Origin of the sequence: Papillibacter cinnamivorans DSM 12816, from assembly GCF_900176335.1 — a bacterium.
Taxonomy (GTDB): domain Bacteria; phylum Bacillota; class Clostridia; order Oscillospirales; family Oscillospiraceae; genus Papillibacter; species Papillibacter cinnamivorans.
Genome location: NZ_FWXW01000002.1, coordinates 88,376 through 106,044 on the forward strand (window position 1 = coordinate 88,376; position 17,669 = coordinate 106,044).

A 17,669-nucleotide genomic window follows, 5' to 3' on the forward strand; every position below is an offset into this window, starting at 1 on the left:
ACTCAGTTTTTGATATTCAGTTCGCGTGCCATCTCGTTGAGATTGATGGTCAGCATCCGGGAAACCCCCATCTCCTGCATCGTCACCCCATACAGCGTGTCGGCTTCCTCCATGGTGCCCCGCCGGTGGGTGATCATGATGAACTGGGTTTTATCCGCCATGCTCCGAAGATACCGGGCAAAGCGGACCACGTTCACGTCGTCCAGGGCGGCCTCGATCTCGTCCATGACGCAAAACGGGGTGGGCCGTACCTTCAGAATGGCGAAATACAGCGCGATGGCGGCGAAAGCTTTTTCTCCTCCGGATAAAAGCGATATGGTCTTGAGGGCTTTTCCCGGCGGCTGCACCCGGATTTCAATCCCGCAGTTGAGGATGTCTCCCGCGTCCTCCAGCTCCAGGGTGGCGCTGCCTCCGCCGAAGAGCTCCAGGAAGGTCTCCTGGAAGCACCGGTTGATGATTCCGAACTGCTCCGAAAAGATTCGCTTCATCTCCCCCGTAATGCTGGCGATGATGCTCTCCAGTTCGCCTCTGGCCCGCTCCACGTCGTCCCGCTGGCCGGTTAGAAACTCATACCGGGTGTTGATCCGCTGGAATTCTTCGATGGCTCCCAGGTTGGGGGAGCCCAGAGAGGCGATTTCCCGCTTGAGCTCGCCGATGCGGCGCCCCGCCTTGGGAAGGCTCTCCAGCGGAACCCGCGCGGCCTGGGCCGCGGTGTGGCTGAGCTCGTAGTTGTCCCAAAGGCGGTCCAGGATCTGCTTTTCCTCCAGGGCAGCGGTGGTCTTTTTCTGCTCCAGCCGGGCGCATTCCCGTTCCATGGAGAGGATTTCCCGGTTTTTGTCCTGGCTCTCGCGCTCCCGTCTGACCCGCTCGGCCTCCAGGGCGAGCTTTTCGCCGCCCAGTTCCCTGATCGTCCGGCGTTCGGCCTCTGCCTTCTCAAGGAAACGGCCGATCTCCGTTTCCAGCCGCTCCGCCTTTTCCTTTGCGGCCTGTTCTTTTTCCTTATATTCCCCGATGGTTTTCATGCGGCTCTCCCTGTCGCTGAGAAGCTCTTTCCCCAGGGCCTCCAGCTCTCCCAGGGCTTTTTCCTCCGCGCTCTCCTCCGCCGCGAGGGCGGCGGATTCCACCTTGAGTCCGGAGATTTCCTCTGCCAGGCGTCCGCCCAGGCGCTCCATCTCCGTCCGGCTGGAAAGCCTCGCCTCCGCCTCCCGCCGGTATTCCGCGGCGGAAGCCTCATGCCCCTGTGCCTCCGTCTCAAGAGCCGCCTTCGCCTCCCGGCTTGCTTCCAGGCGGCGGGAGATTTCTCCCCGCTCCGATGCGAGATTCTCCAGGGCGCGGTCCAGCTCCGTGAGCAGGACCTCGTGCTGCTTTTCGTTCCCCTCCAGCTTCAGGATCCGGTCCTCCAGCTGACGCAGCTGGGTGGTCGCCACCTCCAGCTCGTAACGGGCGGCGGTTTCTGTCCGCCTGGCATCTTCCAGATCCTTCACGGCTGCGGCAAGCCTGCCGTCCGTTTCGGCCGCTCTTTCTTCCAGGCGCTTGAGCTCGTTTGCCCGGGTCAGCACCCCCGCCGTGCGGTTGACGCTGCCACCCGTCATGGACCCGCCGGGATTGAGTACCTGGCCGTCCAGGGTCACGATGCGGAACCGGTGGGAGTATTTCCGGGCGATGGCGATGGCCCGGTCCATATCCTCCACCACGGCGGTTCGCCCTAAAAGGGACTTTATAATACCCTCATACTGCTTTTCGTATTCCACAAGGCTGCTGGCGAGGCCCACAAACCCGGCCTCCCGGGCAAGGCCCTCCTCCCGCAGCTCTCCTCCCCGGACGGAGGTGAGGGGAAGGAAGGTGGCTCTCCCCGCGTCCTTCCGCCGGAGAGATTCGATGGCGGCTTTTCCGTCCTCTTCCCGGCCCACCACGATATGCTGCAGCGCGGGTCCCAGAGCGGTTTCAACGGCCACCGTGTATTCGTCCCGGGTCCGCAGGAGATTTGCCGCCGGCCCGTGAATGTTCTTCAGGATTCCCCTTTCCGCTTCCTGCATCACCGTGCGCACGGCCTTGGAAAACCCTTCGTATTCCTTTTCCATTTCCGTGAGCAGATGAAGCCGGGAGCGGATGTTGTTTTGTTCCAGAGACAGGGCGTTCTTTTTTTCGCCGGCGTCCGCGGCCCGCTTTTCCCGGTTCTGCAGACGAAGCCGGTACCCGCCTATGGTATTTTGCAGAGACGCCGCCTCTTCCCTGGCTTCTTTCAGCTGCCGGGCCGCCTCCTCCGCCGCGCTTCGGGCGGTCTGCGCCCGTGCCTTCGCTCCGGTCTCCTCTTCCGCCGCCGCCCTGTCCCGGGCCTCCAGCTCCCCGTCGGACGCGGCAAGAGCGGCGATCTTTCCCCGTCCCTCCGCGGCGGCGGACGCTTCCAGAGTTTCCTTGGCAAGCAGGGCTTCGATTTCCGCACCGATGTTCCCGGAGGAGCGCAAAGCCTCCTCCGCTTCCGTGGCAAGCTCCTCGGTCCTGTACTGAATTCCGTCCTTGCGCTCTGCGATTTCGGCCAGGCGCCGTTTCCTCTCCTCCGTCTGGGCGGAAAGTCCCGCAGCCCGCTCCGCCTGGGCGGAAAGCTCTTTGCTGATCCGCTCCGCGTTTTCCCGGCTGTGTTCCATTTCCCCCTTCAGGATGGCGCAGGCCCGTTCCGCCTCGGCTTTTTCCGCTTCCGCGGCCGCAAGCCGCGAGCGGGCGTTTTCCGTCTCCATGTCCTTTTCTCGCATCCGCTGGGAATACCCTTCGGCGGCGGCATACAGAGCCTCCAGAGTCCGGTTTCCCTCCTCCAGCTGCCCCTTTGCCGCCTCGAAGTCGCTTAAAGTCTTGATGGAGGAGGATCTCAGCTTGTCCAGCTGGTCCATCCAGACAGAGACCTCCAGGCTTCGAAGCTCGTCCCTCAGCACGAGATACCGCTTTGCTTTTTCCGCCTGCTCCCGCAGCGGCTCCACCTGGAGCTCCAACTCCGAAATCTTGTCTCCGATCCGCAGAAGATTGTCTCTCGTGTGCTGCAGCTTGCGCTCGGCCTCCTCCTTCTTGTGGCGGAAACGGGAAATGCCCGCCGCCTCCTCGAAGACCTCCCGCCGTTCCTCGCTTTTTACCGACAGAATCTCGTCGATCCGCCCCTGCCCGATGATGGAATAGCCCTCCCGGCCGAGGCCGGTGTCCATGAAAAGCTCGTTGATGTCCTTCAGCCGCACCGAGCGCCGGTTGATATAGTATTCGCTCTCCCCCGAGCGGTAATACCTGCGGGTCACCATAACCTCGCTGCCCTCGGCGGGGAGAATTTCCTCCGTGTTGTCGATGATGAGGGAAACCTCGGCAAAACCCACCTGACTGCGTTTCTGGGTCCCGCCGAAAATGACGTCCTCCATCTTTCCGCCCCGGAGCGCGCGGGTGCTCTGCTCTCCCATGACCCAGCAGATGGCGTCGGCAATATTGGATTTCCCGCTTCCGTTGGGACCCACAATGGCGGTGATGCTCTCTCCGAAGGTCAGAACGGTTTTTTCGGGAAACGATTTAAATCCTTGTATTTCCAGCGCTTTCAGATACACGGGCGCACCTCGCAGCATCCGGCGGGGAAAACCTGACCCGGTCTGCCTCCGCCGCGATGAAATCAAATGTAAAATTATTCCTGTTTTGTTTCAGGCACAATTTGTATTATATCATAAACGCAAAGACGTTTATGATATAATTTGCCATATGGCGTTTCCGGCGCCTCGGCATAAAATTGCGGCGCGTGTCCTCCTGGAGGACGCATGCGATATAATAACTGCGCAGCAGTTATTATATCAATTTTAAAAAGGCTTGGCAACTTCCAGCAGAACGATTTCCCCTCCGTCCGGAAAGACGGGGCGCACCCGCAGGGAATGAAGGCCGAATTCCGCCTGGAGCTTCCGGATGTTCTCCCGTTTCTGACCGATCATGGGCGACACCCACTCCCGGCGCACCCCCAGCACCGCGTCCGATCCCTCCGGCACGCCCGCGAGGACCCTTTTGGCTCTTTGATACAGAAACCGGGAGCGGGCCATCTCTCCCAGCGCGGGATGGTACGCTCCCGCCGCCGCCTGGCCGCCGCCCAGATCCTCCGAAGGATTCAGCCCCGTGCGGATCACGGGGATACCGGCTTCATGGAAGATCTCCAGCAGCTCCCCGCAGAGCTCCGCCGCCGCTTCCACGCTCTGAGGCTCGTACTCGCCCCTCCGCCAGAGTTCAAAAAGCGCCGTGTCCCGAAGCACCACCGCGGGATAGATTCTCACGCCGTCCGGCTGCAAAGCGGCGAGGACCCGGCCTGTTTCCAGGGCCTTTTCCCGGCTGTCTCCGGGAAGTCCCGTCATCATCTGCAGAATAAGCCTAAACCCCGCCGCCCGGACCAGCCCCGCCGCCCGCTCCGTGTCTTCGGCGGTGTGTCCCCGCCGGCTCATGCGCAGGACCTCCCCGTCCATGGACTGAGCACCCAGCTCCACCGTTTGGACGCCCCCCGCCCGGAGCCGCGCCAGAGTTTCCCCGTCGATGCAGTCCGGCCGGGTGGAGACCCGCAGGCCGGTGAGCTTTCCCGATTGAAGAAAAGGCTGAACGGCCTGTAAAAACGCCTCCTGCTCCGCAGCGGGAATCGCAGTGAAACTGCCGCCGTAAAACGCGGCCTGGGCGCTCTCGCCCCCCAGCTTCGAAAGCCCCGCTTTCAGCGTCTCCGCCGCCGTCCGGGGAGTGACCGGCACCTGCTCCCCTGAGATGCTGTTCTGATTGCAGAACACGCACCGGTGGGGGCAGCCCAGATGGGGAATAAAAATGGGAATGATGCGTTCTTTTGCCATGGGAGCCTCCTGTCAAACCGGTTCGCCCGTCATACTGGTCATCAGGTCCTTCGAAGTTCATATAAAATCCGGCCCGGTTTTGAAAGCGCCGGTCTCTGTTTGAAAGCAGTTTCAAACAGAGACCGGCGTTGGATTTCCGGTCTTTAAGGAAACAGCAGCTCGATGGCCGCGCTGGCCGCCGCCTGCTCCGCTTCCTTTTTGCTGTGCCCGGTTCCCTGTCCCGCCGGCCGGTCGTTGAGCAGCACCTCCACAAGGAAGGTCTTGCTGTGATCCGGCCCGGACTCCTCCAGGAGCCGGTAGCTGAGTACCTGTCCGGTTTCTCTCTGAACCAGCTCCTGCAGCGCCGTCTTGTAATCCCGCATGGGTTTTTTCCCCGAACGCTCCGTCCTAGCGAAGATCTCCCGGTAAATGATCTTCCGCGCGGTCTTGTATCCCCCGTCCAGATAGACGGCGGCCAGCACCGCTTCCACGGCGTCCGCCAGGATGGAGGGCCGCTGCCTTCCTCCTCCGGATTCCTCGCCGCGGCCCAGCCGGATATACTCCCCCAGGTCCAGCTCCTTTGCCACCAGCACCAGGCTCTGCTCGCAGACCAGCGAGGCACGGAGCCTTGTCAGTTCCCCTTCCGGCATCTCTCCGTACGTAAAAAACAGATATTCCGCCGTAATCATGCCCAGGATGGAATCCCCCAGGAATTCAAGCCGTTCATTGCTCTGAATGTTCCGGGAGCGGTTTTCGTTGGCGTAGGAACTGTGGTTGAGAGCCAGTTCCAAAAGCGCGGGGTTTTTAAACTGGTATTTCAGTTTTTCCTCCAGCGTATTTGGCGAATTCATAAGCTGCATCTCCCGTGAAAAATCGAAGCCCCGCAAAAAGCAGGGCCGGGTTCGATCCCGATATTTTAATCGTCCAGCTTGTTTTGAATGAAGCGGACCAGATCTCCCACCGTTTTAAGGGAAGTAATCTCCTCGTCTCCGATCTCTCCCAGGTCGAACTCTTCTTCCATCGCCATGGTGAGCTCCACTATATCAAGTGAATCTGCGCCCAAATCCTCCTCAAAAGAAGTATCCATCGTCACTTCATCAATATTGATGGAGAACTGTTCCGCAATCAATTCGCTGATCTTTTCAAAAATCATCGCTATCCCTCCACTGACGCTTGTAGCCGCTCAGGCGGCCTACTGCAAAAATAATATGCACAAATTTCTTCTCTGTCAATAGTATTTTGGCAACTGGGATAAAATTATTCCCCGGCGCCCGATAGCTTCATGTAGCCGATATTGTCCTGGATATCCTCGATGAGGCCCGAGGACGCGAACTGCTGCGCCTGCCGGATGGCGTTCCGGATGGCGTACGCGTCGGAAGAGCCGTGGGCCTTGATCACCGGCCTGGAAATGCCCAGAAGCGCCGTTCCGCCGATTTCCCGGTAGTCCATCATCTTCTTGAGTTCCTCCATCCCGCCCATAACCAGAAGCGCCGCGAATTTGGACAGCGCGTTTTTCTTGAAGATTTTTTTGAGCTTTCCGGCAAAGAAAAGTCCCGTTCCCTCTACGGTTTTGAGCATGACGTTCCCTGTGAACCCGTCGGTCACCGCCACGTCCACGGCTCCCATCATCACGTCCCGGCTCTCTACGTTTCCCAGAAAGTTGATCCTCTGCTCGCGCCCCGCCTTTTCCAGAAGCTCATAAGTCTCCTTCTGAAGCGATCCGCCCTTGCTCTCCTCGGCGCCGATGTTCAGAAGACCCACCCGGGGCTCCGGACGGCCCAGGATGTGGGAGGCGTAATAGCTGCCCATGAAAGCAAACTGCAGCAGGTACTCGGGAGTGCACTCCACATTGGCCCCGCAGTCGATGAGGATCGTGCCGCCGCCCCCGGTGGGGACCAGCGGTGCCATGGCCGCCCTGCGGATCCCCCGGATCCGCTTTGTGATCAGCGTGGCGGCGGAGAGAAGAGCCCCCGTGCTCCCGGCCGATACGAAGGCGTCTCCTTTTTTATCCCGGAGCAGTGTCAGTCCAACGGTCATGGAGGAATCCTTCTTGTCCTTGAACGCCGTGGCGGGATTGTCCTCCATATCGATGACCTCGGAGGCGTGGGCGATCTCCACCCGCTTGGGCAAAGATTTGATTCCGTTCTCCTCCATGGTTTTAAGTATCAGTTCCCCGCAGCCCACAAGAAGGATATCCACCTTGAATTCCTCGGCGGCCTGCAGTGCGCCCTTCACGATTTCGCCGGGGGCGTTGTCCCCGCCCATCGCGTCCACTATGATTTTCATATGAATCGGTTTCTCCAATCCGCCGCCTGAGCGGCACAAGTTGAACTCCTGGTTCAGATTCTGTATGACATGAGCATCGGGCGTCCTTTTTTGCCGGTATCGTTCCGGCCAGGTGCGATGTAAAATGCCAATCTAATATTATAATGTGTATCCCGTTCGGTTTCCCGTCTCTTTTCTCCTTGGGTCAGAATGCCGGGGCCGTCTCGTCGCCGGAGATCTTTTCCCGGATGATCTCCAGGGCCCGTCTGGACAGGGCGAGGTTTTTTTCCTTTTTTCCCCGGACTCTTTCTTCCAGAGGCGCCATGATGCCGAAATTCACGTTCATGGGCTGAAAATGGGTAACGGTTTCATCGCTGATATAGCGGGCCAGCGCTCCGGTGGCGGTTTCTCTGGGCAGGTCCAGCGGCGGCATTTGAAGAATGCTCCTGGCCGCCTCAATCCCCGCCGCGAGTCCCGAAGCCGTGGATTCCACATAGCCCTCCACACCGGTGAGCTGCCCCGCGAAACGCACCCTGGGCTCTCTTCTGGCCTCATACCGGTGATTTAAAAGCCTCGGGGAATCCAGATACGTATTCCGGTGCATCACCCCGTAGCGCACGATCTGAGCGCTGTGGAGCGCGGGGATCATGGAAAAAACACGCCGCTGCTCGGGAAAGGTCAGGTGGGTCTGAAACCCCACCAGATTATAGATGCTGCCGGCGGCGTTGTCCCGCCGGAGCTGCACCACGGCGTATGGATCCCGGCCCGTTTTGGGGTCGGGAAGGCCCACGGGCTTGAGGGGCCCGTACCGCAGGGTGTCCCTCCCCCGGCGCGCCATAACTTCCACTGGCATGCACCCTTCGAAGACCTTTCTGTCCTCAAAGCCGTGCACCTTTGCCTCCTGCGCCGCCGACAGCTCCCGGTGGAAAACCTCGTATTCCTCTTCGCTCATGGGACAGTTGATGTAATCCGCCCCTCCCCGCCCGTAGCGGGAGGCAAAATACGCCCTGTCCATGTCGATGCTCTCAAAGGTCACCAAAGGGGCCGCCGCGTCGTAAAAGTTCAGATACTCCGCTCCCCCGAAAAACGCACGGATAGCCTCCGACAGCGTCTGCGTGGTAAGCGGCCCCGTGGCGATGATCACCGGACCCTCCGGGGGTATTTCCGTGACCTCTCCGGTCTTTGTTTCAATGAGCGGGTGGCTCTTCACAGCCGCCGTGACGGCTCTGGAAAACCCCTCCCGGTCCACCGCCAGAGCGCCCCCCGCCTCCACCCGGTGTTCGTCCGCGCAGCGGAGGATCAGAGAACGCATCAGCCGCAGCTCTTCCTTTAAAAGCCCCACGGCGTTTTCCATCTGGTCGCTGCGCAGGGAATTGGAGCAGACCAGCTCCGCGAAGTGTTCGCTGGAATGGGCGGGCGTCATCCGCTCCGGCTTCATCTCCAGAAGCGTTACGGGCACTCCTCGCTGCGCCAGCTGCCAGGCCGCCTCGCAGCCTGCCAGGCCCGCGCCCGCCACCAGGACCTTGTCAACCATTCTCTCCTCCGGCCTTTCCGGACTTTTTCGCCGTCTTTTTCGGTGCAGAGGCGGTTTTTCCTTTGGCTTTCGGCGCCGCCTTGGCTTCGGTTTTGCCCGCCGCCTTTCCTTTCGTCCCGGCCGCTGTCTTCCCCGCAGTCTTTTTCGCCGCTTTCGCTTTGCTCCCTGCGGCCTTTTTCGCGCCCGCCGAACGGGTTTTTGCGGCTTCTTTGGGTTCGGTTTCCCCTTGCCCGGCGTTCTTTTCCGCTCCCTCGGTCTTCCTGCGGTATCCCCGCTTGTCCTCCGGGAGGAAATTGGGACAGGTTTCGTTAATACAGAAGGGGCGTTTGAACCCCTTGCCTGATTTTTTAAACAGGGTATGGCCGCACTCCGGGCAGGTCTCCTTAACGGGAACGTCCCATGTCATGAAGGAACACTCGGGGTTTTTCTCGCAGCCGTAATAGGCGAATCCTTTTTTCGAGGTCTTTTTCAGAATTCTTCCCCCGCAAAGCGGGCACTTCCCCGGCATTTCCACCACGATGGGTTTGGTGAATTTGCACTCCGGGTATCCCGGGCAGGCCAGAAACCGGCCGAACCGGCCGGACTTGATAACCAGTTTTCTCCCGCACAGGTCGCAGGTCTCGTCGGTGACCTCGTCGGGAACCCGGATGCGCTCTCCGTTGAGATCCGTCTCCGCCTTCTTCATGGACGCGTCGAACCCCCGGTAAAACTCTTCCAGGATGGCCTTCCAGTCCCGCTTGCCCTCTTCCACGCCGTCCAGGCTCTCTTCCATCCGGGCGGTGAATTCGGTATCCACGATGTCTGTGAACTTTTGCTTCATGAGCCCCGTTACCACCTCTCCCAGAGGGGTGGAGCGCAGGTATTTTCCTTCCTTCGCCACATATTCCCGGTCCAGAATGGTGGATATGGTGGGCGCGTAGGTGCTGGGCCGGCCGATTCCCTTCTCCTCCATGGCCCGGATGAGAGAGGCCTCCGTATACCGAACCGGCGGCTGGGTAAAGTGCTGCTCCTTGGCAAGGCCGGCCAGAGCCACCGTCTCGCCCTCCTTCAAATCGGGGAGCGCCGACGCCTTATCTTCTTTTTCTTCGTCCTGACCTTCCTCGTAGACGGCCGTATATCCCGCAAAGCGGAGCGCCGAGTGGTTGGCCCGGAAACGGTATCCGGCCGACTCCACCTCCACGGCGACGCTGTCATATACCGCGTTTGCCATCTGGCTGGCCAGAAAACGGCTCCAGATGAGCTTATACAGCCTATACTGTTCGCTGGTGAGGTCTTTTTTCACGTCCTCCGGGGAAAGGTTTACGTTGCTGGGCCGGATCGCCTCGTGGGCGTCTTGGGCTCCCGCCTTGGTCTTGAAGCGCCGTGTGGACGGAGGATAGTACGCCTCTCCGTACCGGCCGAGGATCAGTGTTTTCGCTTCCCGAAGTGCTTCCTCGGAAATCCGGAGGGAATCCGTTCTCATATAGGTGATAAGACCCACGGTCCCCTCCCCGGAAATATCCACGCCTTCGTACAGCTGCTGGGCCACTGACATGGTCCGCCTCGGCGTCATGTTCAGCTTCCGGGAAGCTTCCTGCTGCAGGGTGGAGGTGGTGAAAGGCGGGGCGGGAGAGCGCTGCTTGTCCGCCCGCTTGACGGATACGACCGTAAAAGGGGACTGCTTTACAGCCTCTGAGACTGCGTCCACTTCCCCTTCGTTTTTCAGTTCCAGCTTCTTTTTCGTGTTGCCGTAAAACCGGGCGGTAAACCTGCCCGGCTCGCCGATCCGGCTCAATTGCGCGTCCAGGGTCCAGTACTCCTCGGGAACGAATGCCCGGATCTCCTCCTCCCGGTCCACCACGATGCGCGTGGCCACCGACTGGACCCGTCCGGCGCTCAGGCCCCTGCGGATCTTTCTCCACAGAAGGGGGCTCAGCTGGTATCCCACGATCCGGTCCAGGATGCGCCGCGCCTGCTGGGCGTCGATCAGGTTCTGATCCAGCGCTCTGGGGGAGGCGATGCTGTCGTTTACCACCTTCTTGGTGATTTCGTTGAAGGTAACCCGCTTTGTCTTTTCGTCCGGTAGCTCGAGAAGCTCCTTCAGGTGCCAGGAAATGGCCTCGCCCTCCCGGTCCGGGTCGGTGGCGAGATAAACCGTGCCGCTGCTTTTGGCGGCCCGGCTTAAATCCGCTATGACCTCTTCCTTGCCCTTGATAGGCTGATAATTCGGAATGAATCCGCCCTCGATGTCCACTCCCATCGTGCTCTTGGGAAGATCCCGCAAATGCCCCATGCAGGCTTTGACCTTATAGCCGGTCCCCAGGTATTTCCCGATGGTCTTAGCCTTTGCGGGGGATTCCACGATCACGAGATTTGTTTTCGCCATGCTGTCCTCCCTGTGTCCTGAATATATAGAAGGAGAAAACGCAGTGTGTGCCCGCCGCGCTTCTCTGAAGTAAAATTCCATGGTATGGATGCGGTTCGGGGCATCAACCCGCAGCGGCCGAATCAGCCGTTACCGCGCTTCCGCCCTAATACCGGACGGGGGCCGTCGCCTCAAAGCGCTTGCCCTTGTGCTGACGGACCGTTCCCCGCACCTCCAGAAGAGTAAGCGCGGAAAGAGCTCTTGGCGCGGGGATCTGGGTTTCCTCTATGATCATGTCCACCTGCTTCGGTCCCTGGGACAGGGACAGGAGGATCTCCCGCTGGTCCTGGGTAAAAATACCCTCCGTCTTTAGGTCAATATAATCGCTTGCGTCTTCCTTGTCAACCTCTTTTTTCTCTCCCGTCTCCAGCCGGACCGCGGGACTTGCCACCTTCAGGTCGGCCTCTTCTCTGTAACGTCGCCCCCCGTATCCGGGCCCAAAAAGCTCCTGGTCGGGGCATTCCGTTATTTTATGAGGATACAGGGCAACATATTCCCGCAGCACGTCCCAGGCGCCGGTGACCAGAATGGCGCCCTCCTGGATCAGGCGGTTGGTGCCGGCGCTTTTGGGCGCGTCCACGTTTCCCGGGACGGCAAAGACGTCTCTCCCCTGCTCCAGGGCGGTGCGCGCGGTGATCAGTGCGCCGCTTCTCTCGGGAGCCTCCACGATTACGGTACCCAGGCACAGTCCGCTGATGATCCGGTTCCGTGCGGGAAAATTGCTCCGCAGCGCGGGCGTCCCGGGGGGATATTCGCTGAGGAGTCCTCCCCGGACGGAAATGTCCTCGTACAGGAAACGGTTTTCTCTGGGATAGACGATGTCCAGGCCGCAGCCCAGAACGGCCGCCGTGGGCGCTCCGGCCCGGAGCGCTCCCTTGTGAGCGGCGGTGTCCGCTCCCAGGGCCATGCCGGATACGATAAGGGCTCCGCTCCTGGCCAGCTGCCGTGCCAGCCGTTCGGCGGTGGACAGTCCGTATGGGGTGCACTCCCGCGTGCCCACCACGGCGACGGCCACCTCTTCGTCAAAGGCAAAGACCTTTCCCTTGGTATACAGTACGCAGGGAGGGTCGTATATATTTTTGAGCCTGTCGGGGTATTCCGCGTCCTGCAGCGTGACGATCCGCTGGCCCGTCCGCTCGCACTCCCCCAGAATCCTGTCGGCATTGTCAAGCGCCTTGTCTCCGAGCGCACCCAGCGCCGCCTCGGAGATGTCCGGGATCAGGCGGTATTCCCCGTCGTCCGCGTAATAGGCGTTTTCCGGGGTTCCGAAATGGTCAAGAATCCGAAGCTTCATGGCGCTTCCCACCCCGCGGAGCGTGGAGAGCCACAACCAGTATTTCAGTGACGACACATCCTTGACCCCCTAGCCTTCCGAAGAATTCAAATGTTTGGGTGCGGTTGGGTGTTGCCGGCGGCGGTCGATATACTATTACTATTATAGAATATCCTTGTTCATTTCCCACATCAAAATCGCGGCGGCCACCGCTGCATTCAGAGATTCACAGCGGCCTGCCATGGGGATTTTGACGCATCCCCGGCACAGGGCCCTGGCCTCCCGGGAAATGCCGGACCCCTCGCTTCCCACCACCGCGGCTGCCCTTTGAAGCTTCACGGCTCTCACATCCTCGGCGTCCGCGTCCAGCGCGGCGGCATACAGGGAAATCCCGTTTTCCAGTGAAAATTGCTTGAGTTCCGGGTAGCCCATTTCCGACAGCGGCATGCGGAAGACGGCGCCCATGGTTGCCCGCACGGTTTTGGGGTTATACGGGTCGGCACAGCCCGGCAGAAGGATGACCCGGTCCATGCCGAAGGCGTCCGCCGTCCGGAGAACGGTGCCCAGATTTCCCGGGTCCTGAATCCCCTCCAGTACGATGAGCCTGTCCCGTCCTTCCCCGTCCTTCATGGGCCATTCGGGAATACGGCAGGCAAACAGGACGCTTTGGGGATTTTGGAGGGGAGAAACCGAGCGTAATAGCTCTCCCGGAACCGAAATGACCCGCGCGCTCCCGGAGATCTCCGGCAGCGATTCCAGTTCCGACGTAACAACGGCCGTAATCTCCGCCTTCCACTTCATGGCCTCCTCCAGCAGCTTCCCGCCGTCGCAGAGAAACTCGCCCTGCTTCCCGCGGTAGCCCCTGTCGGCGCCCAGCTTTCGGATATGTGTCAAAAGGGGATTTGTCCTGGAAGTAATCCGCTCCATGGTTGTCCCTTCCCCTCCCGGTAACGCGCCTTCTCTTTGAAAAGTAATGCGCAAAACGGGAGAGTTTCCTTTTTGTTATTCCTCCTGGGAAATGTTCAGCGCCTCGTGGGTGCCCACGGCAAACAGCACGTCCCCGGGCTTCACCTCGTAGTCCGCCTGTGGGGAAATCTGTACGCCGTCCGTCCCGCTGCTGCGTACAGCGATGATATTGATACCGTATCTCACCCGGATGTTCAGCTCCCGGATGCTTTTTCCGAACCAGTGCTTCGGCGCGGAAATTTCCGCGATGCTGTAATCGTCGGACAACTCGATCAGATTGAGTATGTTGGAAGAGGACAGGTTGTGGGCCAGCTTCACTCCGGAGTCGTGCTCGGGGAATACAACCAGATCCGCGCCGATTTTTTGCAGAAGCTTCATATGCACGGAACTTTGGGCTTTGCAGATAATCTCCTTGATTCCCATTTCCTTCAGGATCAAAGTCGCCATGACGCTGTCGGATATGTCGCTTCCGATGGCGACGATGGCGCAGTCGTAATTTCGGACGCCCAGGGACTTTAAGACCGCCTCGTCCTTGGCGTCGCCCACCACCGCATGGGTCACGCGGTCGGCGATCCGCTGTATGTTTTCTTCGCTGTCGTCAATGGCCAGCACTTCATGGCCCAAAGAGCACAGCTCCTCTGCCACCGCGGCTCCGAAGCGTCCGATTCCGATTACCACATAGGATTTCATATAGTCTTTCCTTTCCATAATCCGGCCGTCAGCCGATCAGAACGTCGCACTGCGGGTACTTGATCTTTGCCGGATAGCTGGTGCGCATCATCAGCGCGATTCCGAAAGTGGTGACGCCCACCCTCCCCAGATACATCAGCCCGATCAGCACGATTCGTGAAACTGCCCCCAGAGTGGGGGTGATGCCCGTGGTGAGACCCACGGTGCAGAATGCGGATACGCTTTCAAAAATTGCCTTGGTAAATGACACGTTTTCTCCCGTTGAAAGAAACAGCGCGCCCACGAGGCACAACGACAGGGCCAGAAACGCGATGGTTATGGCGCTGAGGGCCTTGCTGGGAGAAATGGTGCGCTCGAACACGGTGATCTGTCCTTTCCCCTTCAGCGTGCTGATCACGGTCAGAAGCAGAACGCACATGGTCACGGTCTTGATGCCGCCCGCCGTGGATCCGCTGGACCCGCCGATAAACATGAGGATCATGGTGACGATCTTGGAGGCTTCCGCCATACCGTTCTCGTCGATGGTGTTGAATCCCGCCGTTCTGGAGGTGATGGACTGGAAGAAGGATGCCATAATCTTTTGCCAGACTGGCATGTCCGCCATGGTTGCGGAGTTGTCACTCTCCAGTAAAAAAATACACAATGCGCCCGCAAGAATGAGCACCGCCGTAGTGACCAGAACCAGCTTGGTATAGACATGCAGGTTTCGGAGCTTTCTCGCCCGGTACACGTCCTCCCACACAAAAAATCCCAGGCCGCCGATTACAATCAGGCACATCGCGGTGATGCAGACCGCCGGGTTGCCGGAATACCATATGAAACCCGTATATGCTCCTCTGCTTCCCATAAGGTCGAAGCCGGCATTGCAGAAGGCGGAAATGGAATGGAACACTCCCCGCCAGATGCCTCCGCCCAGCCCGAAGTCCGGGACAAAGCAAATGGAGAAAATAACGGCGCCTATCAGCTCAAAGAGAAATGTGCCCACCAAAATGTGCTTCATGATGCGCACCACGCCCGTAAGCTCGTTGAGGCTCAGGGACTGAGCCATGGCAAGCCTTTGCCGCAGGCCGATCTGCCGCCGCATGGCAAAGAAAAACAGGGAAACGATGCTCATGAAGCCGAGACCGCCGATCTGGATCAGCAGCAGGATCACGGTCTGGCCGAAAACCGTCCAGTAAGTATCGGTATCCACCACCACCAGACCTGTCACGCAAGTGGCGGAAGTCGCCGTGAACAGCGCCGTGAGAAAATTCGTAGTCTCCCCGCTCTTTGCGGATATGGGCAGCATCAGCAGCAGGGCTCCCGCCAGAATAATTCCCAGAAAGCCCAGAACAATCAGCCGCGTGGTGTTCTGACCCTTCTTCTGGTGAAGGGTCATTGTCAGGTGGAGAAAAAACCGCCTGCCCAAAGTCAGTTTCATAGGATGTATATCTTATTCCTTTCCCAAACTCCCCGTCCGTCCGTGCCTGTCCTTGAGGCGATGCCTCCGGATCTTCGGGAAGGTCCTGCCGTGTTTCCGGCGAAAACAGCACACCCGGTTTTGCTCCGGGTGTGCTGCCGAATGTGCATATCCCCGAAGCAACAGTCTGGAACGCCGTAAGAACTCACTGCTCCAGCGGCTTCATTGTCGGGAACAATATCACATCTCTGATCGATGCGCTGTCCGTCAGGAGCATGACCAGCCGGTCGATCCCGATTCCGCATCCCCCCGTGGGAGGAAGGCCGTATTCCAGCGCCGTTATATAATCTTCATCCATCATTCCTGCTTCTTCGTCCCCCGCCTCCCGGAGTCTTACCTGGCGGAGAAACCGTTCCCGCTGGTCCACGGGGTCGTTCAGCTCGGAGAAGGCGTTTGCCATCTCCCTGCGGGTGATAAACAGCTCGAACCGCTGCGTCAGCCTCGGATCCCAGGGGCACCGCTTGGCCAGCGGGGAAACCTCCACCGGATGGTCCAGAATGAAGGTCGGCTGAAGAAGCTTATCCTCCACTTTCTCGTCAAAGCAACGGTACAGAAGATCTCCCCAGGTATCGGTGCCCTTCACCGGCAAGCCGATTCCCTTTACAGCGTCCCGTGCTTCCTCGCTGCCGGAAAATGTCTGAAAATCCAAACCAGTGTGTTCTTTTACCGCTTCCGCCATGGTCAGGCGCTTCCATGGACCCGTGAGGTCCACTTCCTCGCCCTGGTAAGATAGTTTCGTCGTCCCCAGGATATCCCGGGCTGCGTTGGTGATGAGCTCCTCGGTCATGTCCATCATATCGTGATAATCCGCGTATGCCTGATAAAACTCTACCGTTGTGAACTCCGGGTTGTGCTTCGGGTCCATTCCCTCGTTCCGGAAAAGTCTTCCCACCTCATAGACCCGCTCCAGACCGCCCACCACCAGGCGCTTGAGATGAAGCTCGGTGGCGATCCGCATGTACATGTCGATGTCCAGCGTGTTGTGGTGGGTGATGAAAGGCCGGGCGTTGGCGCCCCCGGAAATGGTGTTGAGCACCGGGGTCTCCACCTCCAGGTACCCCTTCCCGTCCAGATAATTCCGGACGGCGCGGATCACCTTGGTCCGGATTTCGAAAATCCGCCGTACCTCCGGGTTCACGATCAGATCCACATACCGCTGCCGGTAACGCAACTCCTGATCCTTCAGGCCGTGGAACTTTTCCGGCAGGGGCAGCAGCGACTTGGAGAGAAGCTGAATGGACTGCACGTGGATCGTGACCTCTCCCATGCGGGTTTTGAACACGTACCCCGTGACGCCCAGAATATCGCCGATGTCGTACTTTTTAAATGAAGCGTAGCCTTCTTCTCCCAGCTCGTTGACTCGGACATAGAGCTGGATTCTCCCCTGTCCGTCCTGCAGATCGCAGAAAAAAGCCTTTCCCATATTGCGGCGGCTCATAATCCGCCCCGCTACGGAAACGGTCTGGTTCTCCATCTGTTCGAACCGCTCTTTGATCTCTTTGCTGGAGCTGGTCTGGGTAAACTGAGTTATGGTAAAAGGATCCTGCCCGCCCTCCTGCAGCTCCTTCAGCTTGTCGCGCCGGATCTGCAGGATTTCCGACAGGTCCTGCTCCGGTGAAGCCGCCTCATTGGTGAATTCCGGCATTGCCCTTCCTCCTAAGTAGCTCTGATACGGTTTTTGTTACTTCTGTATATTGTCGATGCGATATTTGATAATACCGGCGGGTACTTCAATGGAGACCTCCTGGCCGATCCTGCCGCCCACGAGCCCCTTGCCAAAGGGGGACTCCTCGGAGATCCTGCCGTTCATGGGGTCCGCCTCCTGGGAGCCTACGATCTGATACTCTTCCGTCTCCCCGGCGTCCAGGTCGGTTACCACCACCCGGCTGCCCACGCTGACCCTGTCGGTGGGAATTTCGCTGTCGTCGATGACCACGGCGTGGGCCAGGATATTCTCCACCTCCGCGATGCGGGAATAAAGCTTCCCCTGCTCGTTTTTCGCCTCGTCGTATTCGCTGTTCTCCGACAGATCTCCGAAGGAGCGAGCCTCCTTGATCTGATCGGAAATTTCTTTTTCGCGCACAGTCTTCATATAAACCAATTCTTCGGTCAGTTCCTTCAAACGTGCCGGACTGAGCTTATACTCTTTCTGCATATCTCTCTTTCCTCTCTGCTGATCGTAATAGAATGCGGGATCGCATCGGGTTGCCCCAACCGCAGGTATTCGTCCCTTCAAACAAGCATAAATCATCACGCGCCTTTCA

The 17,669-nt window shown here is 59.2% G+C and carries 13 protein-coding genes; all 13 read right to left on the reverse strand.

Features of this window, described 5'->3' with window-relative positions; genetic code table 11:
* Positions 1 to 2: 2 nt before the first annotated feature.
* A complete protein-coding gene (smc, locus tag B9A13_RS03300) occupies positions 3 to 3,575 on the reverse strand; it encodes a chromosome segregation protein SMC (RefSeq protein WP_242942763.1) in 3,573 nt (1,190 codons plus the stop codon).
* A 243-nt stretch (positions 3,576 to 3,818) separates the two neighbouring features.
* A complete protein-coding gene (locus tag B9A13_RS03305) occupies positions 3,819 to 4,835 on the reverse strand; it encodes an elongator complex protein 3 (protein ID WP_084233639.1) in 1,017 nt (338 codons plus the stop codon).
* 143 nt (positions 4,836 to 4,978) lie between these two features.
* Entirely contained in the window at positions 4,979 to 5,665 is a 687-nt protein-coding gene (rnc, locus tag B9A13_RS03310) for a ribonuclease III (RefSeq protein ID WP_084233640.1), read from the reverse strand.
* A gap of 65 nt (positions 5,666 to 5,730) precedes the next feature.
* Positions 5,731 to 5,967, reverse strand: a complete 237-nt coding sequence (acpP, locus tag B9A13_RS03315; RefSeq protein ID WP_084233641.1) for an acyl carrier protein — start codon at positions 5,965 to 5,967, stop codon at positions 5,731 to 5,733.
* 104 nt (positions 5,968 to 6,071) lie between these two features.
* Positions 6,072 to 7,100, reverse strand: a complete 1,029-nt coding sequence (gene plsX, locus B9A13_RS03320; RefSeq protein WP_084233642.1) for a phosphate acyltransferase PlsX — start codon at positions 7,098 to 7,100, stop codon at positions 6,072 to 6,074.
* 184 nt (positions 7,101 to 7,284) lie between these two features.
* Entirely contained in the window at positions 7,285 to 8,613 is a 1,329-nt protein-coding gene (gene trmFO / locus B9A13_RS03325) for a methylenetetrahydrofolate--tRNA-(uracil(54)-C(5))-methyltransferase (FADH(2)-oxidizing) TrmFO (RefSeq protein WP_084233643.1), read from the reverse strand.
* A complete protein-coding gene (gene topA, locus B9A13_RS03330) occupies positions 8,606 to 10,978 on the reverse strand; it encodes a type I DNA topoisomerase (protein WP_084233644.1) in 2,373 nt (790 codons plus the stop codon). Before topA ends, trmFO begins: the two co-directional genes overlap by 8 nt.
* 145 nt (positions 10,979 to 11,123) lie before the next feature.
* Entirely contained in the window at positions 11,124 to 12,368 is a 1,245-nt protein-coding gene (gene dprA / locus B9A13_RS03335; protein WP_084233645.1) for a DNA-processing protein DprA, read from the reverse strand.
* A gap of 84 nt (positions 12,369 to 12,452) precedes the next feature.
* Complete coding sequence (locus B9A13_RS03340) at positions 12,453 to 13,217, reverse strand: TrmH family RNA methyltransferase (protein WP_084233646.1); 765 nt, start codon at positions 13,215 to 13,217, stop codon at positions 12,453 to 12,455.
* Between the two features lie 75 nt (positions 13,218 to 13,292).
* The gene (locus B9A13_RS03345; RefSeq protein ID WP_084233647.1) at positions 13,293 to 13,946 is read right to left on the reverse strand and encodes a potassium channel family protein; all 654 of its coding nucleotides are present in this window, start codon (positions 13,944 to 13,946) and stop codon (positions 13,293 to 13,295) included.
* 28 nt (positions 13,947 to 13,974) lie between these two features.
* Positions 13,975 to 15,366, reverse strand: coding sequence for a TrkH family potassium uptake protein (locus B9A13_RS03350; protein ID WP_242942764.1), 1,392 nt, complete (start codon positions 15,364 to 15,366; stop codon positions 13,975 to 13,977).
* A gap of 184 nt (positions 15,367 to 15,550) precedes the next feature.
* Positions 15,551 to 17,050, reverse strand: a complete 1,500-nt coding sequence (gene lysS, locus B9A13_RS03355) for a lysine--tRNA ligase (RefSeq protein WP_084233648.1) — start codon at positions 17,048 to 17,050, stop codon at positions 15,551 to 15,553.
* Positions 17,051 to 17,086: 36 nt separating this feature from the next.
* Complete coding sequence (gene greA, locus B9A13_RS03360; RefSeq protein WP_084233649.1) at positions 17,087 to 17,560, reverse strand: transcription elongation factor GreA; 474 nt, start codon at positions 17,558 to 17,560, stop codon at positions 17,087 to 17,089.
* Between the last annotated feature and the right edge of the window lie 109 nt (positions 17,561 to 17,669).